This window comes from Burkholderia territorii (assembly GCF_902833055.1).
Classification (GTDB): Bacteria; Pseudomonadota; Gammaproteobacteria; order Burkholderiales; family Burkholderiaceae; genus Burkholderia; species Burkholderia territorii.
The window spans coordinates 124,684-151,678 of sequence record NZ_CADFEJ010000002.1 but is presented as its reverse complement, the minus strand read 5'-3'; the positions used below and the strand labels follow the sequence as shown (position 1 = coordinate 151,678).

General features: G+C 68.7%; 28 protein-coding genes. 15 read left to right on the top strand and 13 right to left on the bottom strand.

Going from position 1 to position 26,995, the window contains the following annotated elements; translation table 11 throughout:
* The first annotated feature begins 21 nt into the window (after positions 1–21).
* Both HW466_RS05280 and HW466_RS05275 read left to right on the top strand, forming a co-directional pair.
* On the top strand, positions 22–1,329 hold the full coding sequence (locus HW466_RS05280; RefSeq protein ID WP_069229036.1) for an MFS transporter: 1,308 nt from the start codon (positions 22–24) through the stop codon (positions 1,327–1,329).
* A 1-nt stretch (position 1,330) separates the two neighbouring features.
* Positions 1,331–2,455 (top strand): amidohydrolase family protein, encoded by a 1,125-nt coding sequence (locus HW466_RS05275; RefSeq protein ID WP_151005613.1) that lies wholly within the window; start codon positions 1,331–1,333, stop codon positions 2,453–2,455.
* 19 nt (positions 2,456–2,474) lie between these two features.
* On the opposite strand, the gene HW466_RS05270 is transcribed toward HW466_RS05275, so the two are convergent.
* From HW466_RS05270 to HW466_RS05260, 3 genes are all read right to left on the bottom strand, one after another.
* Positions 2,475–2,951 (bottom strand): SRPBCC family protein, encoded by a 477-nt coding sequence (locus tag HW466_RS05270; protein ID WP_059448969.1) that lies wholly within the window; start codon positions 2,949–2,951, stop codon positions 2,475–2,477.
* 120 nt (positions 2,952–3,071) lie between these two features.
* Complete coding sequence (locus HW466_RS05265; RefSeq protein WP_059794753.1) at positions 3,072–3,557, bottom strand: SRPBCC family protein; 486 nt, start codon at positions 3,555–3,557, stop codon at positions 3,072–3,074.
* Positions 3,520–3,897: an ArsR/SmtB family transcription factor gene (locus HW466_RS05260; RefSeq protein ID WP_151005615.1), complete on the bottom strand. Its 378-nt coding sequence runs from the start codon at positions 3,895–3,897 to the stop codon at positions 3,520–3,522. Before HW466_RS05260 ends, HW466_RS05265 begins: the two co-directional genes overlap by 38 nt.
* A 195-nt stretch (positions 3,898–4,092) precedes the next feature.
* Between HW466_RS05260 and HW466_RS05255 the strand changes: the two genes are divergently transcribed.
* On the top strand, positions 4,093–4,623 hold the full coding sequence (locus HW466_RS05255) for a GNAT family N-acetyltransferase (RefSeq protein WP_059448972.1): 531 nt from the start codon (positions 4,093–4,095) through the stop codon (positions 4,621–4,623).
* Between the two features lie 161 nt (positions 4,624–4,784).
* Entirely contained in the window at positions 4,785–5,363 is a 579-nt protein-coding gene (locus HW466_RS05250; protein WP_151005610.1) for a hypothetical protein, read from the top strand.
* 162 nt (positions 5,364–5,525) lie between these two features.
* Here HW466_RS05250 and fabV read toward each other — a convergent pair whose 3' ends face one another.
* Positions 5,526–6,728: an enoyl-ACP reductase FabV gene (fabV, locus tag HW466_RS05245; RefSeq protein WP_059501513.1), complete on the bottom strand. Its 1,203-nt coding sequence runs from the start codon at positions 6,726–6,728 to the stop codon at positions 5,526–5,528.
* 194 nt (positions 6,729–6,922) lie between these two features.
* On the opposite strand from fabV, the gene HW466_RS05240 reads away from it, so the two are divergent.
* The 4 genes from HW466_RS05240 to HW466_RS05225 all read left to right on the top strand — a co-directional run bounded on the left by HW466_RS05240 (position 6,923) and on the right by HW466_RS05225 (position 10,093).
* A complete protein-coding gene (locus tag HW466_RS05240) occupies positions 6,923–7,456 on the top strand; it encodes a GbsR/MarR family transcriptional regulator (RefSeq protein ID WP_059448975.1) in 534 nt (177 codons plus the stop codon).
* 143 nt (positions 7,457–7,599) lie between these two features.
* The gene (locus tag HW466_RS05235) at positions 7,600–8,859 is read left to right on the top strand and encodes an SDR family oxidoreductase (RefSeq protein ID WP_174905520.1); all 1,260 of its coding nucleotides are present in this window, start codon (positions 7,600–7,602) and stop codon (positions 8,857–8,859) included.
* Positions 8,856–9,326, top strand: coding sequence for a DUF2269 family protein (locus tag HW466_RS05230; protein WP_059448977.1), 471 nt, complete (start codon positions 8,856–8,858; stop codon positions 9,324–9,326). Before HW466_RS05235 ends, HW466_RS05230 begins: the two co-directional genes overlap by 4 nt.
* A 143-nt stretch (positions 9,327–9,469) precedes the next feature.
* On the top strand, positions 9,470–10,093 hold the full coding sequence (locus tag HW466_RS05225) for a glutathione S-transferase family protein (protein WP_151006666.1): 624 nt from the start codon (positions 9,470–9,472) through the stop codon (positions 10,091–10,093).
* Between the two features lie 66 nt (positions 10,094–10,159).
* Here HW466_RS05225 and HW466_RS05220 read toward each other — a convergent pair whose 3' ends face one another.
* Complete coding sequence (locus tag HW466_RS05220) at positions 10,160–11,563, bottom strand: serine hydrolase domain-containing protein (protein WP_174905519.1); 1,404 nt, start codon at positions 11,561–11,563, stop codon at positions 10,160–10,162.
* A gap of 266 nt (positions 11,564–11,829) precedes the next feature.
* Between HW466_RS05220 and HW466_RS05215 the strand changes: the two genes are divergently transcribed.
* The 5 genes from HW466_RS05215 (at position 11,830) to HW466_RS05195 (ending at position 15,828) form a co-directional block, all read left to right on the top strand.
* Complete coding sequence (locus HW466_RS05215; protein WP_059448980.1) at positions 11,830–12,249, top strand: HIT family protein; 420 nt, start codon at positions 11,830–11,832, stop codon at positions 12,247–12,249.
* A 256-nt stretch (positions 12,250–12,505) separates the two neighbouring features.
* Positions 12,506–12,670 carry a hypothetical protein gene (locus HW466_RS05210; RefSeq protein WP_167357969.1) on the top strand — a complete coding sequence of 55 codons (165 nt, stop codon included), beginning with the start codon at positions 12,506–12,508 and terminating at the stop codon, positions 12,668–12,670.
* Positions 12,671–12,836: 166 nt separating this feature from the next.
* Positions 12,837–13,496 (top strand): methyltransferase family protein, encoded by a 660-nt coding sequence (locus tag HW466_RS05205; RefSeq protein ID WP_151006650.1) that lies wholly within the window; start codon positions 12,837–12,839, stop codon positions 13,494–13,496.
* Positions 13,497–13,874: 378 nt separating this feature from the next.
* A complete protein-coding gene (locus tag HW466_RS05200) occupies positions 13,875–14,306 on the top strand; it encodes a hypothetical protein (protein WP_059448982.1) in 432 nt (143 codons plus the stop codon).
* Positions 14,307–14,991: 685 nt separating this feature from the next.
* Positions 14,992–15,828: a bifunctional allantoicase/(S)-ureidoglycine aminohydrolase gene (locus HW466_RS05195; RefSeq protein ID WP_059448983.1), complete on the top strand. Its 837-nt coding sequence runs from the start codon at positions 14,992–14,994 to the stop codon at positions 15,826–15,828.
* Positions 15,829–15,930: 102 nt separating this feature from the next.
* Here HW466_RS05195 and HW466_RS05190 read toward each other — a convergent pair whose 3' ends face one another.
* The gene (locus HW466_RS05190; RefSeq protein ID WP_151006434.1) at positions 15,931–16,725 is read right to left on the bottom strand and encodes an aminoglycoside phosphotransferase family protein; all 795 of its coding nucleotides are present in this window, start codon (positions 16,723–16,725) and stop codon (positions 15,931–15,933) included.
* Between the two features lie 218 nt (positions 16,726–16,943).
* On the opposite strand from HW466_RS05190, the gene HW466_RS05185 reads away from it, so the two are divergent.
* Both HW466_RS05185 and HW466_RS05180 read left to right on the top strand, forming a co-directional pair.
* Complete coding sequence (locus tag HW466_RS05185) at positions 16,944–19,067, top strand: penicillin-binding protein 1A (RefSeq protein WP_174905703.1); 2,124 nt, start codon at positions 16,944–16,946, stop codon at positions 19,065–19,067.
* 8 nt (positions 19,068–19,075) lie between these two features.
* Positions 19,076–19,687, top strand: coding sequence for a trimeric intracellular cation channel family protein (locus HW466_RS05180; protein WP_059772774.1), 612 nt, complete (start codon positions 19,076–19,078; stop codon positions 19,685–19,687).
* 35 nt (positions 19,688–19,722) lie between these two features.
* Here the strand turns inward: HW466_RS05180 and HW466_RS05175 are convergent, their stop codons facing one another.
* The 7 genes from HW466_RS05175 to HW466_RS05145 form a co-directional block, all read right to left on the bottom strand.
* On the bottom strand, positions 19,723–20,553 hold the full coding sequence (locus tag HW466_RS05175; protein ID WP_151006957.1) for a heme ABC transporter ATP-binding protein: 831 nt from the start codon (positions 20,551–20,553) through the stop codon (positions 19,723–19,725).
* Positions 20,554–20,570: 17 nt separating this feature from the next.
* On the bottom strand, positions 20,571–21,650 hold the full coding sequence (locus HW466_RS05170) for a FecCD family ABC transporter permease (protein WP_174905702.1): 1,080 nt from the start codon (positions 21,648–21,650) through the stop codon (positions 20,571–20,573).
* A 14-nt stretch (positions 21,651–21,664) separates the two neighbouring features.
* Positions 21,665–22,573, bottom strand: a complete 909-nt coding sequence (locus HW466_RS05165) for a heme/hemin ABC transporter substrate-binding protein (RefSeq protein ID WP_174905701.1) — start codon at positions 22,571–22,573, stop codon at positions 21,665–21,667.
* Complete coding sequence (locus HW466_RS05160) at positions 22,570–23,661, bottom strand: hemin-degrading factor (protein ID WP_151004498.1); 1,092 nt, start codon at positions 23,659–23,661, stop codon at positions 22,570–22,572. Before HW466_RS05160 ends, HW466_RS05165 begins: the two co-directional genes overlap by 4 nt.
* Before the next feature lie 50 nt (positions 23,662–23,711).
* Positions 23,712–25,982: a TonB-dependent hemoglobin/transferrin/lactoferrin family receptor gene (locus tag HW466_RS05155; protein ID WP_151004496.1), complete on the bottom strand. Its 2,271-nt coding sequence runs from the start codon at positions 25,980–25,982 to the stop codon at positions 23,712–23,714.
* Between the two features lie 234 nt (positions 25,983–26,216).
* Positions 26,217–26,444, bottom strand: coding sequence for a hypothetical protein (locus tag HW466_RS05150; protein ID WP_059449097.1), 228 nt, complete (start codon positions 26,442–26,444; stop codon positions 26,217–26,219).
* Positions 26,445–26,515: 71 nt separating this feature from the next.
* Positions 26,516–26,899, bottom strand: a complete 384-nt coding sequence (locus HW466_RS05145; RefSeq protein WP_059868722.1) for a DUF6232 family protein — start codon at positions 26,897–26,899, stop codon at positions 26,516–26,518.
* Between the last annotated feature and the right edge of the window lie 96 nt (positions 26,900–26,995).

Sequence of the window (26,995 nt, the reverse complement as noted above, 5' to 3'; positions counted from 1 at the left end):
GCCGCATCCACGGAGACAACCATGACATCCGCTTCCTCGGCGATGACCGCCGATCGAGAGACCGACGCGTCGATCGAGCAACGTGCGGTGCGCAAGGCCGCATGGCGCTTCATTCCGCTGCTTGCGCTTGCGTACTTCTTCAACTATCTCGACCGAACGAGCGTCGGGTTCGCGGCGCTGACGATGAACCGTGATCTCGGGCTGACCGCGACGCAGTTCGGCTGGGGCGCGGGAATCATGTTCGCGGGCTATTGCGCGTTCGAAGTGCCGAGCAATCTCGCGCTGTATCGCTTCGGCGCGCGGCGCTGGCTCGCGCGCATCATGATCACGTGGGGTTTGATGGCCGCGGCGACCGCGCTTGCGACGGGACCGACCAGTTTCTATGCGATCCGGCTGCTGCTCGGCATCGGCGAAGCCGGATTCTTTCCCGGCGTGATCTTTTTCCTCGCGGTGTGGTTTCCGGCGAGTTATCGCACGCGTGTGCTCGCGTGGTTCACCGTGTCGACACCGCTGTCGTCGCTGATCGGCGGACCGCTGTCGACGTGGCTGCTGCAGCTCGACGGGGCGCTCGGGCTCGCCGGCTGGAAATGGATGTTCATCGTCGAAGGGCTGCCGGCATGCGCGCTCGGTTTCCTCGTACTGAGGCTGTTGTCGGATTCGCCGGAGCATGCGACGTGGCTGTCGAACGATGAGCGCGCCGCGCTGCAGCACGCGTTCGAGCGCGACGGCGCCGCCGCCGGCCGCAAGAAGCGCTTCGGCGTCGCACTGCGCGACGTGCGCGTGTACGTGCTCGCACTGATTTCGTTCGGCTTCACGATGGGTTCGTACGGCATCGGCATCTGGTTGCCGCAAATGCTGAAGGCGCACGGAATGTCGACGATGCAGACGGGCTGGCTGTCCGCGGTGCCTTACTTTTTCGCGACCGTCGCGTTGCTGTGGTGGGCGAAGCGGGTGGACCGGCGCGGCGGCCCTGTCGCGAACCTGGCGATTGGATTGTTCATCGGCGCGGCGGCGCTCGGCGTGTCGACCCATTTCCTGACGCTCGGACCCGCGCTCGTCGGCATCACGCTCGCGTTGATCGGCACGATCGCCGGCCGCACGATCTTCTACACGCTGCCATCGCGCTTCCTGTCCGGCCAGGCAGCGGCCGGAGGGCTCGCGCTGATCAATTCGATCGGCGCGCTGGGCGGTTTCGCAGGCCCTTATCTCGTCGGCTATCTGAAGGACAGCTTCGGCACCTTCACGGCCGGGATGCTCGGCCTCGCGATCGTCCTCGCGATCACGACGCTGCTGACGTTGTCGCTGTACGCGTTCGACCGGAGCGAATGACATGACCCTTTCGATCAAACGTCGCCGGTTGCTCGGCGCGGCCGCCGCAACGCTCGCACTTCCCGCATTGGCCGCTACGCGCACGCCGGCCGAAAACGGAGCTTCTCCCATGACGACCCAGAGCAACTATCTTCCGGTACGAAACGACTGGCTTGCCTCTGCGCTCGAACCCGCGCTCGACCCGGATCTGCCGATCGTCGATGCGCACCATCACTTCTACGAGCGGCCGGGCTGGATCTACATGCTTGACGACTATCTGCAGGATGCGCGATCCGGCCACAACATCCAGGGATCCGTCTACATGCAGGCGCTGACGCGCTATCGTGACGCGGGCCCGGCCGAACTCAAGCCGGTCGGCGAGACGGCCTACGTCGCCGGGGTGACCGAGCCGCTGCAACGGAGCGCTCCAGCCGTCGCGAAAGGCATCGTCGGGCATGCGGACCTGCGGCTCGGCGAGCGCGTGCGCGACGTACTCGAAGCGCACGTCGACGCCGGTCAGGGGCGCTTTCGCGGCGTTCGACACCTGACGACCTGGGATGCCGATCCGTCGCTCGCCAACCCGTTGTCGGCGGTGCCGCGCGGGCTGTTGCTCGATCCTGCATACCGGGCGGGCGTCGCGCAACTCGCGCCGCTCGGGTTGTGTTACGACGCGTGGCTGTTCTTTCCTCAACTGCCCGAGCTGTTCGATCTCGCGAAGGCGAATCCCGACACGCGGATCGTCGTCAATCACTGCGGCGGCGTCGTGCGGATCGCGAGCTATGCGGACCGGCGGCCGGAAGTCTTCGAGCGGTGGCGGGCGTCGATGCGCGAACTGGCGCAACTGCCGAACGTGTTCGTGAAGGTCGGCGGCCTCGGCATGCGGATCAACGGCTTCGATTTCGAGAAGGGCGCGCGGCCGCCGTCGTCCGAACAGCTCGCCGACGCGTGGAAGCCATGGATGCTGACGTGCATCGAGACGTTCGGCGCCGAGCGCTGCATGTTCGAGAGCAATTTCCCGGTCGACAAGGGCTCGTATTCGTTCGTGAACGGCTGGAACGCGTTCAAGCGGCTGACCGCGCACGCGAGCCCGGGCGAGCGCGATGCGCTGTTCCGCGGGACCGTCACCCGCGCGTACCGGCTCGGCTGACGCGTACCGCGCCCGTCGCCTAGCCCGACTCGACCAAGGCCGCCAGTCGCGCGAGCGCCATTTGCCAGCCGGCCTCGTTGTCGGCGGCCGGCACGCCGGGCGGCACACCGTCGTGTACCGCGTCGACGCGCGTGCCGCCTGCTTCGTCGGACAGCGTGATCGTGACCGTCATCGCGCCGCGCAGCATCGGATCGTCGGTTTCGAACACGTCGATTTCGACGATCCGCTCGTCCGGCACGAGCGTCACGAAGCGGCCGTGATAGGTGTCGGTGTGCGCGGTGGTCTTGCCCGTGCCGTCCGACGGTTCGTCGTAGCTCAGCGATACGCGCAGCGCGCCGCCTTCGCGCGCGTCGTATGCGTGCACGCGGCACGTCATGCCGTCGGGCACCTTCCATTGTTCGACGGCGTGCGGATCGAGCAGCGCGCGGTAGACGCGCCCGCGCGGCGCGTTCAGGTGCCGGCTGACCCGGGTCGAATGCGTGTGCATGTGCAGCATGTTGCCTCCCGCGGAACGCGCACGACGGTGCACGCCGGATGCCGGCGTGTCGTCGTGCTTCCTTCAGGAATCCTAGGCGCGCGCGCGGCCGCATGCAATGGCCAGCGCATGCGGCCGCTTTCAGCGCAATGCCGCCGCGAATTCGTCGAGCTGCGTGATGCAGATGTTCCAGCCCTCAAAAAAGCCGAGCGCTTCGTGGCGCTCGCGCGTCGCGGCGTCGGGATGCATCACGCGCGCTTCATAGCGGCAGCCTGCCGGGTCGTCGGTCATCGTGATGACGGCCGTGAAGCCCAGCCACGGCACCTGCGGCCGCCAGCCGCCGGTGAGCATCGACGTGAAGGCGATCCGCGCTTCCGGCACGATTTCGAGGAAGCAGCCGGGGTTGTCGCTCGTGCCGCCGTCGGGGCCGCGCATGAACGTGTGGAAGGCGCCGCCCGGGCGCAGGTCGAACGCGCGCACTTCGGTGGTCCACGGTTTCGGGCACCACCATTCCTTCAGCAATTCCGGATCGGTCCACGCGCGCCAGAGCGCCTGGCGCGGCGCGCGCAGCGTGCGCGTGATCACGAGGTCATGGGCTTCTGCGGGGGCGACGTGGCTGGCTGACATGCGTTTGCTCCTCCTGGTGACGGCTTTCGATGAATTCCACGAGACGGTCGGCACGCGCTTCCCACTGCGCGCGCTGCGCCGCGAGCCATTGCTCGGCTTCCGCCAGCCGGCTGCCGACCAGCTCGCAGGTGCGCTTGCGGCCGGTTTTCCGGGTCGTGACGAGGCCGCTGCGCTCGAGCACCGCGAGATGCTTCATGAACGAAGGCAGCGCCATGCCGAACGGCGCGGCCAGTTCCGAAACGGTCCGTCCGCCGTCGCCGAGCGCGCCGACGATCGCGCAGCGGGTCGGATCGGCGAGTGCGTGGAATACGTCGCTGATACCGGGTTGAAAGTTAGCCATACGGCTAAGCATAGGCGATGCAGCGGGATTTTTCATCGCGTAGCATGATGGGGCGGTAACGCGCGCCGATCGAACCGGGCGCCGTGTTGCCCGGCACCGGCGGCCGTTGCGCATGCAGCGACCGCATGCCGGCATGCCATTCGATCCGGGCGCACGCGACCGAACGCGTGCCTCGCCCGATATACCGGAGAGCGTATGACCGAACCCGTGACCGTGCGCCGCGTCGATGCAAGCGAAGCGCATGCATGCATCGACGCGCTGGCCGACGTGCTGATCGATTGCGTCGAAGGGGGCGCGTCCGTGAGCTTCATGTTGCCGATCGCACGCGCGACCGCCGTTGCGTTCTGGACGCGCATCGCCGACGGCGTCGCGAGCGGCGAGCGCATCCTGCTGGTGGCCGAGGACGCCGCCGGCCGGATCGTCGGCACCGTCCAGGTCGTGACCGCGCAGCCGGAGAACCAGCCGCATCGCGCGGACATCGCGAAGATGCTCGTGTCGCGTCATGCACGCCGGCAGGGAATCGCGGCGCGGCTGATGGCGGCCGCCGATGACGCCGCGCGCGATGCCGGCAAGACCGTGCTCGTGCTCGACACCGTGACGGGCGGCGATGCCGAGCGCCTGTACGAGCGGGCCGGCTGGCAGCGCGTCGGCGTCGTGCCGAACTTCGCGCTGATGCCCGACGGCGCATTGTGCTCGACGACGTATTTTCACAAGCAGCTCGCGTAACCGCGCTCGATGCAGTCACGGCGCGGGACGGGCGCGCCGCACGGCCGAGCGCAGCCGTGGGCCGCACGCCGGACCGAAAGGGAAAGCGGTCCACGACGGCGTCGTTCGGATATATTCGTGCGGGAACACGCCATCGCACTGCCCACGGAATCGCCGCCTCGATGAAACGCTCTCACCTCGCTTTCGCCCTCACGGGCCTGCTCGTCGTTGTGCCGATTGCCGCGTACGCGCTCGTCAAGCCGTTGCGCGTCGTCGCGCCCGCGCTGCTTCCGGGCGTGTCGTGCCCCAGCGCGGACATCTGCACGGACGATCCCGCGAAGTTCGGCGCCGCGCAGCAGCTCTATCGCGACGGTTATGCGCGCGCGGCGGCGGCCGTGGGTCCGTTTCGTGACGCACCGCGCGTCGTGTTCTGCTCGACGCGCGCGTGTGCGGACCAATTCGGTCTCGGCGAACGCGCGGCACTGACGCTCGGGAATTTCGGCGTGATCGTCGCGCCGCGCGGCTGGCAGACCTACTTTCTCGCGCACGAGCTGATTCATCATCGCCAGGCCGAAGTGCTCGGCAACGTCGCGGTCGTGACCAAGCCGCGCTGGCTGATCGAGGGGATGGCGCATGCGCTCAGCGACGATCCGCGTCATCCGCTGAAGGAGCCGTTCGAGTCGTGGCGCGCGCGGTTCGGCGCATGGCATGCGGCGCTGGGCGGACAACTGCTGTGGGATGCCGCAAGGGCGGTGGAATAGCGCGGGACGCGCTCGCCCGATACGCGGACGGCGCCGCCGACGCGCTCCCCGGGCAACGGCGAACCGCGCTGTCCGCGGATGGGCCGCACGGCGCGACGCCGTGCGGGCTTCGCTTCGGAGAGTCGGCCCGCCGCCACGCGCGGTGCGCGGCGGGCCCGGTCGTCAGACCGTGGTGTCGATGATGCCCGGGATCTTCACGTCCGGGTTCACGTCCGCGTCGTAGTCGACGCCGGCGATCTCGAAGCCGAACAGGCGCAGGAACTCGGTCTTGTAGCCGGCGAAGTCGGTCATCTCGTACAGGTTCTCGTTCGTCACCTTGTCCCACATCGCGACGACCTTGGCCTGCACTTGCGGATCGAGCTCCTTGTAGTCCGCGCGCAGGCGGCCTTCGTCGTCGATGTGCGGCGTCGGGCCGTACATGCTGTCCTTCAGAAGCCCGTAGACCTGCTCGATGCAACCTTCGTGCGTGCCCTTTTCCTTCATCACCTTGAACAGCAGCGACAGGTAGAGCGGCATCATCGGGATCGCCGAGCTCGCCTGCGTGACGACGGCCTTCAGCACCGACACGCGCGCATCGCCGCCGTGCGCGGCCAGCTTGTCGCGAATCGACAGCACCTTCTTGTCGAGATCCTTCTTCGCTTCGCCGATCGAGCCGTTCCAGTAGATGTCGTGCGTGATCTGTTCGCCGAGGTACGTGAACGCGGTGGTCTTCGCGCCGTCGGCCAGCACGCCGGCTTCAGCGAGCGCGTCGATCCACATCTGCCAGTCCTCGCCGCCCATCACGGCGACGGTGCCGTCGATCTCTTCCTGCGTCGCCGGCTCGAGCGAGACTTCGCGGATCACTTCCTTGTCGGTGTCGAGGCCGCGGAACGTGACCGACTTGCCGACCGGTTTCAGCGTCGAGCTGATCGTTTCGCCCGTCTTCGGATGCGTGCGGCGCGGTGCCGCGAGGCTGTAGACGACCAGGTCGACCTTGCCGAGATCCTGCTTGATGGTGTCGATCGTGATCTGCTTGACCTTGTCGGAGAATGCGTCGCCGTTGATGCTGCGCGCATAGAGCCCCTTTTCCGCGGCGAATTTCTCGAACGCGGCGCTGTTGTACCAGCCGGCGGTGCCCGGCTTCGTTTCGCTGCCGGCGCGCTCGAAGAACACGCCGAGCGTGTCCGCGCCCGAGCCGAATGCGGCCGAGATCCGGGCGGCGAGACCGTAACCGGTCGACGCGCCGATCACGAGCACCTTCTTCGGGCCGTTGGCGATCGGGCCGTGCGAAGTCACGTAGTCGATCTGTTCCTTGACGTTGGCTTCGCAGCCGACCGGATGAGTCGTCACGCAGATGAAGCCACGCACGCGCGGTTTGATGATCATGGAAACCTCTAGTCAGAAAGGCGCGGACGGCCTGAAATCGGAAAAATCCCGCGCATTGTAATGGAAGCCGGCCGGCAGGGCGGGAAAGGCGGCCGTCTCGGCTGCCGGGGCGCGGGTCGTCGGCGCGGTGCCCGGCGTCGCTATCCGTTATTTCTCTCTTGACAGAAATAACTGAAAAAACTAAATTCCTCGACATGAAACTCACACCGATTGCCGAACGATTCATTCTCCACTGGGGCGAAATGGGCTCGCGGTGGGGCGTCAACCGCACCGTCTCGCAGATTCATGCGCTGCTGTACCTGGCCGGCAGGCCGGTCGCGGCCGACGAAATCGCCGAGACGCTCAACGTCGCGCGCTCCAACGTCAGCACGAGCCTGAAGGAGTTGCAGGCGTGGCGGCTCGCGAAGGTCGTGCACGTGCTGGGCGATCGCCGCGACCACTTCGAGACGTCGACCGACATCTGGGAACTGTTCAAGCTGATCGTCGAAGGGCGGCGGCAACGCGAGATCGAACCGACGCTCACGGTGCTGCGCGATTGCCTGACGAGCCCCGAGATCGCCGACGAGAGCCGGGAAACCGAGCAGCGCATTCGCGACACGCTGCAGTTCGTCGAGACGCTTACGACCTGGTCGGACGAAATGCTGCGGCTCAAGCCCGACACGCTCATGAAGGCGCTCGGGATCGGCGCGAAGATCAGTCAGACGGTCCGGCGCAAGTCGTCGAAGTAGGCGGCACCGGACGCGCGGGCAAGCAGCCCGCTTTTTTTGAAGTCGATATTTCTGTCTTTACAGAAATAACTGTATATAGAGGATGAAACAATGAACGAGATCATGCAGTCGGCCCGCCGGCATCGCGCATCGCGGAGCGCGACATGAACATCCTCGTTTGCGGCGCGAACGGCTTCATCGGGCGGGCGCTGGGCGCGCGGCTCGAGGCCGCCGGTCACCGCGTGCTGCGCGGCGCGCGGCGTGCGATCGGCCCGCACGACGTCGCGATCGACTTCGCGAAGGACGTCGATCCCGACGCCTGGCTCGCGCGGCTCGACGGCGTCGATGTGGTGATCAATGCGGTCGGGATCCTCGCCGACCGGCGCGACGAGACGTTCGACACCGTGCACCGCGCGGCGCCGTGCGCGCTCTTCACCGCGTGCTGCCGTGCCCGCGTGCGACGCGTGATCCAGATCTCGGCGCTCGGCGCCGAGCGCGGCGACACGCCGTATTTCGCGAGCAAGCATGCAGCCGACACCTTCCTGCGGACGCTGCCGCTCGATTACCGGATCGTGCGCCCGGCGCTCGTGTACGGGACCGCCGGCACGTCCGCGCGGTTCTTCCGGATGCTCGCGAGCCTGCCCGTGCACGCATTGCCGGCGGGCGGCCATCAGCCGCTGCGCCCCGTGCACATCGACGATCTCGCCGAACTCGTCGCGCGGCTCGTCGATGCACCGGCGGCGGGCCGGCCGGTCATCGATGCGGTCGGCGGCGACGAAGTCGAGTATCGCGAGATGCTGAGCGTCTATCGCGCCGCTCTCGGCTTCCCGCCGGCGACGCGCGTGGCGCTGCCGGGCCCGCTGGTCGGCGCGGCGGCCGCGCTGCTCGGCACGATACCGGGCGCGATGCTGACCCGCGACACCTGGACGATGCTGCGAGGCGGCAATACCGGCGACCCCGCCGCGCTCACGGCCGTGCTTGGCCGGCCGCCGCGCGGGCTGAGGGACTTCATCGGCGCGGATGCGGACACGCGTGCGCTGCGCTGCGACGCGCTCGCGATGTGGCGGCGGCCGCTGCTGCTCGGTGCGCTCGCGATCGTCTGGATCTGGACGGCCATCGTCAGCGCGTTCGTCCATCCGCGGCACGACAGCCTCGCGATGCTGGCTCGCGCGCATCTGACCGGGCTGCCCGCGCTGATCGCGCTGTACGGGGCATGCGCGCTGGACTTCGCGTTCGGCGTGGCGACCGTTGCCGCGCCGTCGCGCCGTCTGTGGGCCGCGCAAGGCGCGCTGATCGTCGCGTATTCGGCCGTCATCGCGGTCACGATGCCCGCACTGCTCGCCGAGCCGTTCGGACCCGTGCTGAAGAACGTGCCGATCCTCGCGATCCTGTTGACCCTCTTTTCAGAAGAAGAACACGCATGAATACCTATCTCGTGATCAAGACGCTGCATATCCTGTCCTCGGTGCTGATGGTCGGTACGGGCTTCGGCACCGCGTTCTACCTGTTCTTCGCGAATCGCACGCGCTCGGTGCCGGCGATCGCCGCCGTGTCGCGTCTCGTGGTGCGCGCGGACTGGTGGTTCACGACACCGGCCGTGCTGTTCCAGCCCGCGTCCGGGCTGTGGCTCGCGCACACGGCCGGCTGGCCGTGGACGACGCCGTGGCTCGTCGCGTCGATCGTGCTGTATGCGGTCGCGGGCGCGTGCTGGCTGCCGGTGGTGTGGCTGCAGATCGAGCTGGCCGCGATGGCGAAGCTCGCGCATGCGAATGGCGATGCAGAGCTGCCCGCGCGCTACTGGCGTTATGCGAAGCGCTGGGAGCTGCTTGGCTATCCGGCGTTCCTGGCGATGCTGAGCGTGTATTTCCTGATGGTGGTCAAGCCGATGTAAACGAAGCAGCGGCGGACGCGACCGGCGATTTTGCCTGACACCGTGTCGGTTCCCGCGAGCTCGTGTATAAACTTCGACGGAAGCGCGTTCGGCCCGTATCGCGGCTTCCGAACGCTTCGCATTCGACCTCACAAGGAGCCTGCATGCTGCACGTCCTCGGCAAGATCCCGTCCATCAACGTCCGCAAGGTGCTGTGGCTGTGCACCGAGCTCAATCTGCCGTTCGAACAGGAAGACTGGGGCGCGGGCTTTCGCACGACCAACGATCCGACCTACCTGGCGCTGAATCCGAACGGCCTCGTGCCGGTCATCAAGGACGACGACTTCGTGCTCTGGGAGTCGAACACGATCATCCGCTATCTCGCGAACCGCTATGGCGGCGACGCGCTCTATCCGGCCGAGCCGCAGGCGCGCGCGCGGGTCGACCAGTGGATCGACTGGCAGGGCACGGACCTGAACCGTTCGTGGGTCGGCGCGTTCCTCGGCCTCGTGCGCAAGTCGCCCGATCATCAGGACCCGGCGGCGATCGCGCAGTCGATCGCGGGCTGGACGAAGCACATGCAGATACTGAGCGCGCAGCTCGAAGCGACCGGCGCATTCGTGGCCGGCGACCATTTCACGCTCGCCGACATTCCGATCGGCCTGTCGGTGAACCGCTGGTTCGGCACGCCGTTCGAGCATCCGGATTTCCCGGCGGTGAAGCGCTACGTCGAACGCCTGGCGACGCGCGACGGGTTCAAGCTGTATGCAGGTAGCGCGAACCCGTAACGCATTGGCCGTCCAACGCGTTGTGGCGGCGCGACGGCCGCCGCAACGCGGCTTCCCCAGGGTGCGTCACGTGCCGGATGCCGGGACGGCCTCGAGCACGCGCGCGAGAAACGCCTCGTGATTCCACGCGGATTCCGGCCGCGACAATCCGAGCCGCACGACCACCAGCTCGCGGCTCGGCACGACGCTCACGAACTGGCCTTCATGGCCGACCGCATGAAACGCGTCGACAGGCAGCGGGCGCGCGTGCGGATCGCGATCGTTGAACGGCTCCGGCACCTTGACCCACAGATGGGCGCCGAATTCTCCGCGCGTCGACAGCGGCGTCGCGCGCGTCAGGTAGCGCACCCAGCCTTCCGGCAGCAGCCGCTGCCCATCCCACACGCCGTCCTGCAGCAGAAACTCCCCGAAGCGTGCCCAGTCGTGCGCGCTCGCATACATGAACGACGCGCTGCCGAGCGTGCCGGCCGCATCGGGCTCGAACACGGCGCTGCGCATCCCGAGCGGCGCGAACAGCGCACGGCGCGGAAACGCGAGGTAGTCGGCGTCGCTGCCGCCCATCGCCTCGCGCATCACACGCGCGACGATCGCGCTCGTGCCGCTCGAGTAGTCCCACTGCGTGCCGGGCTGCGCGGCGAGCGGCTTGGCCGACGCGAAGCGCGCGGTGTCGGGCTGCGTGAACAGCATCACGGCGACGTCGGACAGCGGGTCGTCGTAGTCCTCGTTGAATTGCAGGCCGCTCGTCATCCGCAGTAGCTCGTCGAGCGTGATCGCCGCGCGCGGGTCGCCGCCGCCGCGCCATTCCGGCAGCAGCGCCGACGCGTTCGGCGACAGCTTGTGCTGCGCGACGAGCATGCCGGCCAGCGCCGCCGTCACGGTCTTCGTCATCGACCAGCCGGGTAACGGCGTATCGGCGGTGAAGCCGGGCGCGTAGCGTTCGGCGACGATCCGGCCACGCCACATCACGACGACCGCGCGGGTGCGCCGCGGCCGCGCCGGATCGGGTTCATCGAACGCGCGGTCGAGCGCAGCCTGCAGCTTGCGTGCGTCGATGCCGGCGGGCGGTGCGGACGGCACCGGTGTCTGCGCGGGCGGCGGATCGGGGATGGGCGGGAGCGCGGCCGGCAGCACGCCGGGCGACGGCCCGAGCGCGAGCGTGCAGCCAAGGCCGGGCCGGAAGTCCGCCTCGCGTTGCGCGAACCCGGCGAACGTCGCGACGGCGCGATGATGCTCGGGATCGATCGACGGACGCACCAGTTTCAGCAACGGGTGCACGCCGGCCATGATGTCGACGTCGATCACCGACGCGGCCGGCCGGCCCGACACGAACACGCCGGAGCACAGCGCCTTCGCGGCATAGCCTGTCGCGATCGGGGCGAGCCGCGACAGCATGTAACCGGTATAGCCGGCCGCGACGACGAGCGCGACGGCGACGCCGCGCAGGATCAGCGATTTGAAGGGGATCGTCATGCGCGAACATCCTCTGTGGCGTGCCGGCCGGCAACGATCCGGCAGTGTCGCAGGTTCGGGCAAGCGGTGGCAATCGCGGGGGAGGGAGACGCCGGGCGGCGTCGATCAGGCGGCATGGTGCAAGGCGTGTGCGAATCGCATGTGTCGATCGCGCAGGTTCGAACGATTGCGACATGGGCCGACAAGTTGAAATCCGAGCCGCCGTCGGCCGATAATCGTCCGGCATCGTTCCCAGTCACATCGCAATCGATCAATCGGAAAACGCCATGTCCTACGACAACAACAACCCGTTCGCCCGGATCCTGCGCGGCGAACTGCCGTGCGTGAAGGTCGCCGAAGACGACGCAACGCTCGCGATCATGGATCTCATGCCGCAGGCCGACGGTCACGTGCTCGTGATCCCGAAGGAGCCGGCCGCGCAGATTTTCGAGCTGTCCGGCGACGCCGCCGCGGCCGGCATCCGCATGACGCAGCGCGTCGCGGCGGCCGTGCGTGCGGCGCTCGAGCCGGACGGCGTGTTCATCGGCCAGTTCAACGGCGCGGCGGCGGGCCAGACGGTCCCGCACGTGCATTTCCACGTGATTCCGCGCTGGGAAGGCGTCGATCTGCGGATGCACGCGCGCGACGTCGCCGACGCGGCCACGCTCGAATCGCTCGCCGAGCGTATCCGCGCGCGTTTCGTGTAACGCATGCACGGCTCGCGATTCGGGCGGCGCCAGCGGCCGCGTGCGGCGCCGCCGTGCGCACCTGTTTCAGCGGTCACACCACGTAACACGTGTAACGGCTCGCGAAACTCGGCCCGGCGGCTGCGGCGCTAGACTCCGCGCATTGCCGCATCGAGCGAAAGGAAAGGGCGTTGCCTGTTCGTGCCGGCCGTCCCATGGGTGACGACGGCGCGGCTTTCGCACGATGCGACGTGTCTTCTTCGCCGGGAATCGAGCCATGTACAAAGTTCTCATCACGTTAGCGCTGATCGGCGGCCTGTCCGGCTGCTATGTCGCGCCGCCTTACGGCTACGCACCCGCGCCGGTCTACTACGGTTATGCGCCGGCGTATTACGCACCGCCCGTCAGTGTCGGGATCGGCGGCAACTTCCGCATTCGCTGACCGCGCGGCGGGCGCGGGCGCAGCCCGCACGTCGGTCGGCCATGTCGTTCGACGCTCCGCCGCCGCTTCTTTCCGCAACGATTCGCGCGCCGCATGACGGCGCGCGTGCGCATCGCCCGCCCGGGTTCCTATACTTCGCAGGAAAGCCCACTCCGGCGAGGCAGCCATGGCCGTTACGCGCAAGTTCGCAATCGCTGCGAGCATCTCCACGCTCGTCTATCTCGGGCTCGCCGTGCTCGGCATCGGCGGGTTCGCCGCCTTCTTCTCGCATCCGCAACTGACCGTCGTCGCCGTCGCGACGCTCGTGCTTGCCGTCGTCGCGCTGTTCACCGAAGGCAACCTGAGCGCCGGCGAACGCGAGAACCGCGACAACCGCTGGGTGCTCGCGGCCTTCGCGGTCACCGGGTTCCTGCTCGCCTATTTGCCGGCACTGACCGACCGGCTCGACGTGTGGACCTTCGGCGGCGACACCGTGCGCTGGAGCGGCGTCGTGCTGTACGTCGCGGGCGGCATGCTGCGCCTCTGGCCCGTGTTCGTGCTCGGCAAGCGCTTCAGCGGGCTCGTCGCGATCCAGCCCGGCCACACGCTGGTGACGGACGGCATCTACCGCAGGATCCGCAACCCGAGCTACCTCGGCCTGCTCGTCAATGCGATCGGCTGGGCGCTGGCGTTCCGCTCGGGCATCGGGCTGCTGCTCGTCGCGTCGATGATGATCCCGCTCGTCGCCCGCATTCGTTCCGAGGAAGCGCTGCTGCGCGCCCGGTTCGGCGCCGAATACGACGCGTACTGCGCGCACACTTGGCGGCTGCTTCCGGGCGTGTACTGACCCTCGTTCGGCTCGAGCGACGCGGGCGATTCCCGCCGGCGCGCGGCGCGCATCCGATGTGTTGCCACGTGTGTCCGAACCCGCGCGAAAGGCAGGTTCCGCCATGCTGAAAAACGGGGATCTACCATGGCCACAGCCCCGGCCGACGGGCCTTCCCGCCAGTTTTCGGCAACCTTTTCCGGTCTCTCTTTCGGTAAACAACTTGTTACCAGAATGTCGACGGCACGCAGGCTCGAGCGGTGCTATTCTTCGCCGCAAGCTCATTGAAATGAATTGGTCCGGGATTCGGCACAATGCCGGCATCGACGTCGATCGATTCAGATCGTCGTATCGAGCGGACCTTCGATAACCAGATTGCGAACAAGGAAGAATACGGGAATGTGGAAGAAAATCGCCCCCGCTCTCGTCGTCGCCGTGCTGACCGGCGCGACCGCAGTGCCGGCATTGGCCGGTGGTGACTTGAACAACGCGCTCGGCGGCGCGCTCGGCGGGGTTGCCGGCGCAGCGGTCGGTGGCGCGGTCGGCGGCAGCACGGGCTCCGTGATCGGCGGCGCGATCGGCGGCGGCGCGGGTGGCGCCGTGACGTCGAACCGCCGCGAGCGGACCGGCGCGATCATCGGCGGCGCACTCGGCGGCGGCGCGGGTACCGCGGCCGGCAACGCGATGGGCGGCCGCACGGGCGGCCTGCTGGGCGCGGCTGTCGGTGGCGGCGCTGGCGCAGCGCTCGGCGGCAACCTGTCGCGCAACTCGTACGACGGCGATCGCGGCTATCGTCATCGCAAGCATCGCCACCACCGCGACTGGGACTGATCGCCGCGGGCGCGGCACGGTGCGCGACTTGCGCACCGGCGCGCCCGACGCGTCGGCTCCCGATCCGACAGCCGGCCCGGCGGCCTTAGCCGGGCCGCCATCGCCGGCAAGACCGGCACCTTTATCGCTTTACGCAGTTCACGCCCGGCCCCGCTCGACGGGTTGGCTCTCTCTCCCGCTTCATCGCTTCCCGTCGTAGATCTCATCGCCCGTTGCATCGACATGCAGCCGCGCGGGCTCGGCCATTCCCGTTTCGCCATTGCCGATCGACGCGTCGCCGTTCGGCGCTCAGGATTTCCCCGATGCATCGACGCGCGCGCGTCACGCATGCACGGGCCGCCGCGCGCAACGGCGGGTAGTGCGAAATCGAATGGATGGCATCGCAACATTTAATTGGTCGATCGGGATCGACTTCGCTATCGTCAACGCTGCCCGTGTACGGAATCGAACCGTGCTCCGCCGCGTGATGCCGAGCATCCGCGGCCCGGCCGCCAGACCCCGCAAGCATGGTCGCCTCGCCCGCCGAAGCGGACGGGCCCGTCGCGAAGCCTGGCCGACCGGACGAAGGCGCCCGCGCTTTCAAGCCACCCCGGCAACGATGTCCCGCCGCGGCATGCGTGCCCCACGCGCGTGCCGCGCCTGCGTTGCGACCCGGGGCCGGACCAACCCATTGCCTGGATGCTTTATGTCTAAGACAACGTATTACGCGCCGCATGGCGGCCACCCGCCGCAGACCGATCTGCTGACGGATCGCGCGATGTTCACCGAGGCATACGCCGTCATTCCGAAGGGCGTGATGCGCGACATCGTCACGAGCTGGCTGCCGTTCTGGAGCAACACGCGCCTGTGGGTGATCGCGCGTCCGCTGTCGGGTTTCGCCGAAACCTTCTCGCAGTACATCGTCGAAGTGAACCCGGGCGGCGGTAGCGACAAGCCCGAGCAGGACAAGAACGCCGAAGCCGTGCTGTTCGTCGTCGAAGGCGAGGCCGAACTGACGTTGCAGGGCAAGCAGCACACGCTGAAGCCGGGCGGTTACGCATTCATTCCGCCGGGCGCGGACTGGACGCTGCACAACGTCAGCGATGCCGCCGTGCGTTTCCACTGGATCCGCAAGCATTACCAGGCCGTCGACGGCATCGCGCTGCCGGAAGCGTTCGTGACCAACGAGCAGGACGTCGAGCCGATCCCGATGCCGGGCACCAACGGCGCATGGGTGACGACGCGCTTCGTCGACATGAGCGACATGCGTCACGACATGCACGTGAACATCGTGACGTTCGAGCCGGGCGGCGTGATTCCGTTCGCCGAGACGCACGTGATGGAGCACGGCCTGTACGTGCTCGAAGGCAAGGCCGTGTATCGCCTGAACCAGGACTGGGTCGAGGTGGAAGCGGGCGACTTCATGTGGCTGCGTGCGTTCTGCCCGCAGGCATGCTATTCGGGCGGCCCCGGCCGCTTCCGTTATCTGCTGTACAAGGATGTGAACCGTCACATGAACCTGACGCTGAATCCGGCGCGCTGAGCGTCGCGCACGTCGGACACGAAAACCCGCTGGTGCATGCCGGCGGGTTTTTTTATCGGCGCCGGCATGCGATGCAGCCGACGCGGCGGGCGTCGCCGCACGCTACGCGTCGAGCGCTGCGGCAGCCAGCCTCGCGACCTGCAGACGCGTATCCGGTGGCAGGTCGTCTTCCATCAACCACACTGCCGACAAGCCCGCCCAGGCGAGGATCCATTGCAGCAGCCGGCGCCGGTCGAGTTGCGCGGCTTCGGTGACGAGCGCGACGCGCCGCGCGAAGCGCGCCGGATCGACGGCGATGTCGTGCGCGGGATTGCAGAACAGGTTCGCGTAATCGAACGCGCGGTCGCCACGCAAACCTTTCGGGTCGATCGCGAGCCAGCCGCGATCGCCGAAGTGCAGCACGTTGCCGTGATGGATGTCGCCGTGCAGCACGACGTCGTCGACAGGCGGCGCGGCCAGCAGCCGGTGTGCCGTCGCGGCCGAACGCCGCAGCACGTCGTCGCCCGCGTCGTGCGACAGCAGCGCATGGAACCAGTCGGCGAGCGGCACGGCCTCGGGCGGCTCGGGTGCGCGATGCGCATGCAGCCGCTCGACCACGCGGCACGCGATGCGGATCGTATCGTCGTCGTGGCCCGCGGCGGACAGGCCGGTGAGCGTCGGCGCCGGTTGCGCGCGTTCGAGCAGCACCGCGTCGCTGTCGTGCAGCCACACGCGCGCGGCGCCATTCCCGTTCCACCAGGTCATCAGCGCATTGCCGCGGCGCTCTTCGTCGCAGGTCGCGACCTTCAGCATCGCGGGCCGTGTGTGCCAGACGACGGGCAGCACGCCGCCGCTCGCGGTCAGGATCGGGCCGCCGTCGGGGACGAGGTCCCACAGGCGCAGGTACGTGTCGAACATGCAGACGATGGTACAGGCGAACGTGCGCGTGCGCCGCGCGGTTCGTCCGCACCGCCTGCACAGCCGCCCGCGCGGCCATTCCTAAATAAAATTTAGCCAGCCAAACTTGGGCTAAAGAATGTTCCGGTATCCCGGCATCCCTCCGACAATGCGCGCCTTCCGCGATCGACGGGCGCCTGTTGCGCGCCTGCGTTCGCCGCATCGAAGAAGGAGCCTGCATGACCGACCACACCGCCAACCCTCCGCCGCCACCGGCGCCGCCTCCCGCATCGCCGCGCCGCGCGTGGCGCATGCTCGCGGGCGCGCTGCTCGGCCTGACGCTCGCGTGCGCGGGCATCGGCGCATGGACGATCCATCGCATCTGGACGCAGCTGCCGTCCGTCGAACACCTCGCTGCCTATCGACCCGCGCTGCCGCTGCGGATTTTCTCGCGCGACGGCGAGTTGCTGGCCGAGTACGGCGTCGAGCGTCGCGAATTCGTGCCGCTCGAACGGATTCCGCTGCTCATGCGGCATGCGCTGCTCGCCGCCGAGGACGCGAAGTTCTATCAGCATGGCGCGATCGATATCGGCGGCCTCGCCCGCGCGACGTTCGCGAACGTCGTGACGGGGCAGCCGGGGCAGGGCGGCAGCACGATCACGATGCAGGTCGCGCGAAACTTCTATCTGACGCGCGACAAGGTGCTGAGCCGCAAGCTCGCCGAAATCCTGATGGCCATCAAGCTCGAGCGCGAGTACGGCAAGGACAAGCTGCTCGAGCTTTACATGAACCAGATCTATCTCGGCGAGCGCGCGTATGGTTTCGCGGCGGCCGCGAACGTGTATTTCGGCAAGCCGCTCGACGCGCTGAGCGCGGGCGAGGCGGCCGTGCTCGCGGGGCTGCCGAAGGCACCGTCCGCGTTCAATCCGGTCGTCAATCCGGCACGCGCGACCGCGCGGCGCAACTACGTGCTCGGCCGCATGCATGCGCTCGGCGAGCTCGACGACGCGGCTTATCGCGCGGCGGTCGACATGCCGATCGCGCTGGCGACCACACCGCCGCCCGGCATCGTCGCGGCGCCGTATGTCGCGGAGCGTGCGCGCCGGATGATGGTCGAGCGCTTTCACGACGACGCCTACACGCTCGGGCTCGACGTGACCACGACGATCTCGATGCGCGACCAGCGCGCGGCCGAAGCCGCGCTCCAGCGCACGCTGAACCGGCAGCCGCGCGCGAAGCGCGATGCGCGCGGCGGGCTCGAGGGCGCGCTCGTGTCGCTGGATGCGGCGACGGGCGACATGCTCGCGCTCGTGGGCGGCGCAGATTTCAATCGCAACGTATTCGACCATGCGCTGCAGGCGTATCGCCAGCCGGGTTCGAGCTTCAAGCCGTTCGTCTATTCGGCGGCGCTCGAAAAGGGCTACTTTCCGGGTGTGCTGGTCGACGATACGCAGCGCACGCTGACCCATGAGGAAACCGGTGCGCGGCCGTGGCGCCCGCGCAATTTCGGCAACCGCTACGAGGGCTTCATTCCGGTGCGGCGCGGGCTCGTGCGCTCGAAGAACCTGGTCGCGGTCAGCCTGATGCAGGCCGCCGACGCGCGTTACGTGCAGCAGCACGCGGTGCGTTTCGGTTTCGACGCGCTGCGCAATCCGGCGTCGTTGCCGCTCGCGCTCGGCGCGGGCGCGGTGACACCGCTCGAGCTCGCGAGCGCATACAGCGTGTTCGCGAACGGCGGGACGCGAATGGAGCCGCGCCTGATCCTGTCGGTGAAGCAGCGTCACGGCGGCGCGATGTACGAGGCGACGATGCCCGAAGGCGCGCGCGTCGTGTCGGCGCGCAATGCGTTCGTGATGGACAGCATGCTGCGCGACGTCGTGAGGGCCGGCACCGCGCGCGGCGCGCTCGCGCTGCGCCGCGACGACGCGGCCGGCAAGACGGGTACGTCGAACGGGTCGAAGGATGTCTGGTTCGCGGGCTATTCGTCGGGCATCGTCGCGGTCGCGTGGCTCGGCTACGACACGCCGCGCCCGATGGAACGCGCGACCGGCGCGACGCTCGCGCTGCCGGTCTGGCTCGACTACATGAAGACGGCCGTCGACGGACGCACGCCAGTCGATGCGACGCCGCCGCAGGACGTCGCGCTCGTCGACGGCGACTTCGTGTACGCCGAATACACGCGCGGCGCGTGCACGGCCGACGTGCCGCCATACATCCGCAGCCGCTTCGCGTGCGGCGGCGCGCCGGCGTCCGACGCGCCGGATGCATCGCGCGAGCAGCGCAACGCCGACGGGCCGATGCCCGCAGCGGTCGATGCGGCCGAGCGCGAGCGCGTGCTCGACCTGTTCCGTACCGACGACTGAGGCGCGCGATGCATACGCTTTATCTGATCGCGATCGTCGCGGAGGCGATGTCGGGCGCGCTGATGGGCATGCGGCGCGGGATGGACCGCTTCGGGCTCGCGCTGGTCGGCGCGGTGACGGCGCTCGGCGGCGGCACGGTGCGCGACGTGCTGCTCGGCCACTATCCGCTCGGCTGGATCGCGCATCCCGAATACCTCGTGATCACGCTCGTCGCGGCCACCGTCGCGTCGTGGGCCGCGCGGCACGTCGCGCGGATGAAGACGCTGTTCGTCACCGTCGACGCGATCGGTCTCGCGGCGTTCACGATCATCGGCTGCGACATCGGCGCGTCGACGGATGCCGCGCCGATCATCGTCGTGCTGGCCGGTGCGATCACCGGCGTATGCGGCGGGATGCTGCGCGACCTGCTGTGCAACGAGATGCCGCTGATCCTGCGCGAGGAACTGTATGCGAGCGTCGCGTTCTTCACGGGGACGCTGTACGTCGGGAGCCAGCATCTCGGCATCGATGCCGGGCTGGCGACAGTGATCGCGCTGGCGGCGGGCTTCACGATGCGCATGCTTGCGGTGCGGCTCGGATGGAAGATGCGCACGTTCGGTGTCGCGGACATCGAGCGTTGAGCGACGTTGCCGCCGGATGCGGCGGCACGCGCGTGTTACGCCGGCACGATGACCGGCGGCGACCCTTCACCCGTTTCCACCATCTTCACCGAGAATCCGTAGCACTGCGCGACATGGGCAGGCGTCATCACGTCGCGCGGCGCACCGTGCGCGACGATCGTGCCGTCCGCGAGCATCGCGATCGTATCCGCGTGCCGCGCCGCGAGATTCGGATCGTGGACGATCGCCAGCACGCCGAGCTGCCATTCGCGCGCGACGGTACGCACGGTATCGAGCAGCCGGTGCTGATGCGCGAGGTCGAGCGCGGCGGTCGGTTCATCGAGCAGCAGATAGCGCGAGCCTCGCTCCGATGAGTCGTCGTCCGGCCACAGCTGCGCGAGCACGCGCGCGAACTGCACGCGTGCGAGCTCGCCGCCGGACAGCGTCGTCACGTCGCGGCCGAAGAGCGTCTCGGCGCCCGCGCGCTCCAGCGCCTGCCATGCAATGTCGCGATCGCGTTGTGCGATCGCGTGCCGCGAGCCGCGGCGTCGTGCATGCGGATAGCGGCCGAGCAGCACGATTTCGTCGACGCTGAATGGAAACGCGGGCTGCGCGGACTGCGGCAGCACCGCGCGCAGGCACGCGAGCCGCGCCGCGTCGATGCGTGCGAGCGATTCGCCGTTCAGCGTGACGCCGCCGGTCACGCGCACGCCGTTCGGCGCGACGCTGCCAGTGAGTTCGCCCGCCAGGGCTTTCAGCAGCGTGCTCTTGCCTGCGCCGTTGCGGCCGAGCAGCGCGGTCACGCGGCCGGGTTCGATCGACAGCGTCAGGTCGCGCAAAACGGTGCGGTGCCGGCGGGCGACGCCGAGATGATGGGTGGTCAGCATGATGAGCAAATGAAGGATCAGCCGCCGAGCGCGCCGCGGCTTTTCCACAGCAGCGCGAGAAAGAACGGTGCGCCGAGCAGCGCGGTGAGCACGCCGAGCGGAATTTCGGCGGGCGCGGCGACGGTGCGCGCGGCGAGATCGGCGGCGAGCGTCAGCAGTGCGCCGAGCAATGCGGCGCCGGGTAGCACGACGCGCTGGTCGGGGCCGCACGCGAGGCGCACGCAGTGCGGCGCGACGAGACCGATGAAACCGATGATGCCCGCGCACGATACGAGCGCGCCGACCGCGAGCGCGACCGCGACGAGCACGCGCCGCTTGAGCCGCTGTACGGGCACGCCGAGGTGCAGTGCTTCGGTCTCGCCGAGCTGCAGTGCGTTGAGCGCGTCACGATCGCGCGCGAGCAGCACGCAGCCGATCGCGACGCACGGCGCGACGGCCGCCAGCGCGGGCCATTGCGCGCCGCCGAGGCTGCCGAGGCTCCAGAAGGTCAGCGAGCGCAGTTGCGCATCGTCGGCGACGAACGTGAGCAATCCGATGGCCGCCCCCGCCAGCGCGTTGATCGCGATGCCCGCGAGCAGCAGCAGCGGAAGCGCGAGCCGGCCGCGCGACGCGGCGAGCCGGTAGACGAGCGTCGCGATCGCGAGCGCACCCGCGAACGCGGCGACGGGCAGTGCGGCCGCGCTTGCATGCGCGGCGAACAGCGCGGGGCCGAGCACGATCGTCGTCGTCGCACCGAGCGCCGCGCCGCTCGACACGCCGACGAGCCCCGGATCGGCGAGCGGATTGCGGAACAGCGCCTGCATCGCGGCGCCGGCCGCGCCGAAGCCGCCGCCGACCAGCAGTGCGAGCGCGACGCGCGGCGCGCGGATGTCGAGCAGCACCGCGCGTGCTTGTTGCGCGGCCGGGTCGCCGCTCAGTGCGGCCCAGACTTGAGCGAACGGAATGCGATATGCGCCCGCGCACAGCGCGACGACGGACATCGCACACACGAGGGCGGCCAGCGCGAACGGCGCGAAGCGACGTGACGCACCGACGCGCGCGGCGCCGGCATGCGCTACGCGCGACTGCGCGGGACAAGGCGACACATGAGCAGGCATCGGACGATCCGGAATCATGCGAGCGCATCCGACAAGCGCCGGTGCAGGGTCGTGACGGCGAGCGGCAGGCGCGGGCCGAAGCCGAGCAGGAACAGCGCATCGAGCGACACGACACGCCGCGCGCGGCCGGCCGGCGTCGCGCCGAAGCCGGGTGCGGCGAGCAGCGCGTCGCGGCCGCCGACTGCCGCAAGTCCTTCATCGGAGATCAGCACGACGTCGGGCGCGGCGACGGCCAGCGCCTCGATCGTCAGCGGCTTGTAGTGATCGAAGCCGTGCATCGCGTTGCGCGCGCCCGCGTAGCGCAGCATCGCGTCGGCGGCCGTGCGCTGGCCGGCGACGAGCGCCTGGTTGCCGGTATGGTTCAGCACGAACAACACGCGCGGCGGTTGCGCACCGCCCGGCACGCGCGCGGCGACCGCGTCGCGGGCGGCCTGCCAGTCGCGATCGAAGCGCTGCAGCAGCGCGTCGCCCGCGTCGCGCACGTCGAGCGCACGCGCCACGCCCGTGATCTTCGCGCGCACCGAGTCGACGTCGTGCCGCTCGCTGAACGTCGTCACCGCGACACCCGCGCTTTTCACCTGCGCGATCGCGGCGGGCGGGCCGGCCTCCGCCGACGCGAGCACGAGATCGGGTCGCAGCGACAGCAGCCCTTCGGCCGACAGCGCGCGCTGGTAGCCGATCTTCGGCAGGCGCTTCGCGGCGTCCGGGTACGTGCAGGTCGTGTCGGTGCCGACGAGCCGGTAACCGCGCGCGTCCGCGCCGCCGAGCGCGAACACGGTTTCCGCGAGCGCGCCGCCGATCACGACGACGCGCTTGTGCGTGGCCTGCGCAAGCGCCCGGCCGGGCAGCGCACACGCAAGCGCGCCGGCGACCGCGCTGGCGAGCACGGCGCGGCGTCGCGGCTGGAACGATCGCGCGCTCACCGCATGTCTCCGCACACCGCAGACGGCAGCGTCGCGACGAGCGCGCGCCAGTCGTCGCGTTCGGCCTGCCCCGGCTTGCGTTCGCCGAACAGCAGCGCGACGTGGTCGCCCTGCCGGTCGAACAACTCGAGCGACGTGACGATGCCGTCGCTCGTCGGCTTCTTCACGACCCACGCGGCGGCGATCAGGTCCTCGCGCACGTGCAGATTGAAGCCCGGGTCGAGCACGTTGATCCATGCGCCGACCTCGCGCACGTTCGCGACGGGGCCCGTGTGGATCTGGATCATCCCCGCATTGCCGACGAATACCATGATCGGCTGGCCGCTGGCGGCGGCCCGTTCGAGCACGTGACGCAGCGCGCGCGCCGCTTCGACCGGGTACGCGTATCGCGGATCGGCGAGGCGCAGCGCCTGCATGCGGCTCACGCCGAAGCGCTGCGTGATGCCGAAGAACTGATGCGTGTCGGTCATCGCGTCCCACGCGGCGCGAAAGCCCGCGACGTCGATCTCCGTGTCCGCGCGTTCGGGCGCCTTCGGCACGGCGGGCGCGACGGCGAGCCCCGGCTCCTGCGACGCCGCGCGCCAGCGTTCGACGAACGCGCCGTACGCCGCGCGGTCGCTGTGCGCGCGCAGGTAGACCTTGTGGATCGCATGACCTTGCGCGTCGAAGAACTGCAGGCTCTCGAGCGGACCATGCGCGGTTTCGTCGCGCACCGCGAACGCGGACGCCCAGTGGCGATAGAAGATGCGCAGGTCGATGTCGCCGAGCGCGAGGCCGACCGGGCCGTCGTGGCTCATCTGCGCATATGCGCCGTCCTTCTCGTGGACGGCCGTGTCGTTGCGCGTGAGCGCCATCACGCGGCCGAGGCGCGGCATTTCCTCGAACATCGCCGGAAAGCGCGCATCGAGCCGCACCACGTGCTCGCCGACGAACGCGGCGAGCGCCTCGCCTTCGCTGACACCGAGCACCTGCGCGACATCGCGGTTGCGCAGCTGGCGCTCGGTCTTGAGCTTGACGAACGCGTCGCGCAACGCGGCGGGCGCGCGGGCCGGCGCGGCGGGCTGACCGGGAAAGGCGGAATGCATCATGTCGGACTCCTTCGAGTAAGAGTTGGGCAGGAAACGCGCGGCTGCGCGTATCAGAAATCCACTTTCATGCTGACGGCGACCGTGCGTCCGGACGACGTATAGGCATCGAGCACCTGCGAATCGGCCGCGATGCCGCGCACGTCCGACCAGTTCCAGTACTTGCGGTCGAACAGGTTGCGGATGCCGATCGTCGCGCTCACGTGCTTGTTGAAGCGGTAGCCGCCGCGCAGGTCGACGACGAACGACGAAGGCGGCGAGAAGCACGTCTTGTTCGAACAGTCGGACTTGTCGATGTCCTTGTCGCGTTTCGCGGCCTGGAACAGCAGGTCCGTCTGCACGAACCAGCGTTCGCCGGGCTCGTAGCGCACGCCGAACACCGCCGAGAACGGATTGACCGTGTTCAGCGGCTGGCTCGCCGCGCCGTCGTTCTGCGTCGAGCCACGGGTGAACGCCATCGCCGTCTTCAGCGTGAAGCCGTTCGGCATCGCCCATTCGGCGCGGCCTTCGAGGCCGTGGATGCGCGCGTCGGCAAAGTTCACGTACTGGAACACGAACGGGTCGGCCGGCCGGCCGCTGCCGGCGATCGTCGTGCGCGAGATGAAGTTGCGGTAGCGGCCCGTGAACGCGGCCGCGCTGTAGCGCACGACGCCGTAGCCGGTGCCGGCCTTGCCGCGCAGGCCGGCTTCGAACGTGTCGCTCGTCTCGGGCTTGAGGTTCGGATTGCCGATCGACGTGTAGCCGTACACGGGGTTCGAGAAGCTGCTGTTGACCTGGTCGGGCGTGGGCGCGCGGAAGCCGTGTGCGTACTGCGCATACGGAACGAGTGCCGGCGTGATCTCGTAGAGCACCGCGACGCGCGGCGACACTTCGTTCGCGCTCGTCGACACCGCGGTGCCGGTAAACAGCGGATCGTTGCGCGTCGGGCTCAGCCGGTACGTGTCGAAGCGCAGCCCCGGCGTGACGAGCAGGCGGCCATAACCGATCCGGTCCTGCACGAACGCGCCGAACAGCGTGTAGTCGGTATCGGGAAACGCCTTGTTCGGGAACGCCTCGCCGACGCCCGGCACCGTGCCGTCGCGCAGGTTCGTCACGCGTGACAGGCTGCCGTCGACGCCGTACAGCAGCTTGTGCGCGAGCGGGCCCGTCGCGAAGCCGCTTTCGGCGAACGCGGCGCCGCCGAACGTGCGCTCCTGGTACTGGTTGTCGCGCGAACGCGAAGGCTGCCGGCCGCGCGTCTCGAACGCGTACTGGTCCTGCTTCGCATCCTGGTAGTAGAGCTGCACGTGTGCGGTCTGGAACCAGCGAAATGCATCGTCGCGAAAGTCGTAGTCGACGCTGAAGCGGTTGCGTTCGAGACGGTCGCGGGTCGTGAGGCCGAGCGTGGCCGGCGGGTTGATCGCGGACAGCACGTCGGTGCTCACGCGGCGCTGCACGGTTTCGGCGGTGAACCGGATCGTGTCGCGCGCGGTCGGCGTCAGCACGAGCTTGCCGAGCAGAGACTCCGAATAGACGTCCTGCGGATTCGACGTCGTGCGCAGCGTGCTCGCCGAGTTGTCGGCGCCGCGCGTGTCGATCTCGTGGCCGCGCCGGCCGTCGGCGATGATCATCCCCTGAACGCGGTCGTTGCCGCCCGCGGCCGATACGGTCGCGCCGATGCTGCGGTCGGCCGAATCGTAGCTCGGCCTGAACGAGAAGTAAGCGGGTTTGCCGTAGATCGACAGCAGGTCGCGCGGATCCTTCGTGATGAAGTTCACCGCGCCGGTCAGCCCGTCGCTGCCGTACAGCGCCGACGCCGGACCGCGCAGGATCTCGATGCGCTTGAGCGTGTCGAGGTCCGTGTAGTCGCCGCGGCCGGCTTCGAGCGGCCCGAACGAGAACGCGTTCGGCAGGCGGATGCCGTCTTCCATCAGCAGCACGCGATTGCCTTCGAGGCCGCGGATGTTGATGCTCGAATCGCCGTCGCGGCCGCCGCCGAGCGCGGCGCTGCCGGGGCGGTACGCGGTGCGGCGCACCGTGACGCCCGGCTCGTAGCGCAGCGCGTCCTTGATGTTGGCGGCTTGCTGCTCTTCGAGATCGTCGTCGGTGATCACCGACACGGACGCGGCCGTGCGACTCGCGGCGGTAGCGGTACGGGTGGCCGTGACGGTGACGGCGTCGAGCAGCGCCGCATCGCCGCGCGTAGATGCGGCGGCGGTCAGGGCGGCAGGTGGCGGGTTGGCGCCTTGCGGCGGTGAATCGGCATGAGCCGGCGTGGCGGACAGGCCGAACGCACCGAACAGCGCGGCACAGATCGGCCGCCGCGCCAGTGGATAGCAATGCACAGGTGGTCTCCCATTGACGATGACTAGCCCGAAGGCTGGCTGGGTGACGCGTTCACCTGGCTGGCCCGTTCGCGCGCGGGTGGCGGCGAACGGCGAATTGAAAGGGAATTGATAATTTCGCCAGTGTAAATGAGAATTATTCGCGATACAAGGACGAAAAGCGGCGCATGTGGACGTGCGCCGCCAGCGCGGATCGGGCGAACCGCGCGGGGGCGAAGGTGAGGCAAGCAGGCCCTAGGCCAGCGACTCGATACGAATCAGCAGGTTGCGCGCATGCGCGATGAACGCGTCGTGCGTCGCGCGATCGCCGTAGGCTTCGAAACCGGCCTGTTCGGCGAACGCGAGCTGTTCGGCGTAGAGATCGACGAGTGCGCGGCGTGTGTCGGGCGGCAGCGTGCGGATCGTGGAGACGAGCAGCAGCTCCTGCGCGCGCAGCATGCCGGACAGCGATTGGGCGTTCATGCCGACCTCCTCGAACGATGCGGCGGCGTGCCGCTCATTCAATAGTAGGTGGTCGGCACGCGCAGCGGAAATCAGCCGGCGGCCGTGGCCGTGCGTGCATCGCGCACGACCTGCGCGACGCGCTCGACGAATTCGGCGTCGACGCTCGACAGCGCTTCGCGCTTGCCGTCGGGCATCTCGACCATCAGGCGGTACGTGACGTCCTGCGTGGTCCACGCGAGATAGCCGACGACGGCGAGCATCACGCCGACGACCAGCGCGGCGCTCGATGCGCCGATGCCGCCGGCAATGGCGGCGGCCACGCCGATCAGCGAGATCAGCGACGGCACGAGGCGATTCTTCGGGATCTTGACGACGTCGACGTTGCGGATGTCACGCAGCGGGAAGAGCTGCCCGGCGGCCGACAGGCCGTTGCGCGTGACCATCACGCCGCGTTCGTTGAATGCGTTTTCCATCGTGTGTTGCGTGGACGAAAACGCGCAGCGTAGCAGACTTCGTTGCCGCGTCAAACGAGACCGAGTGCCGCACGATGCGTGCGGGCTGGTGGTGCT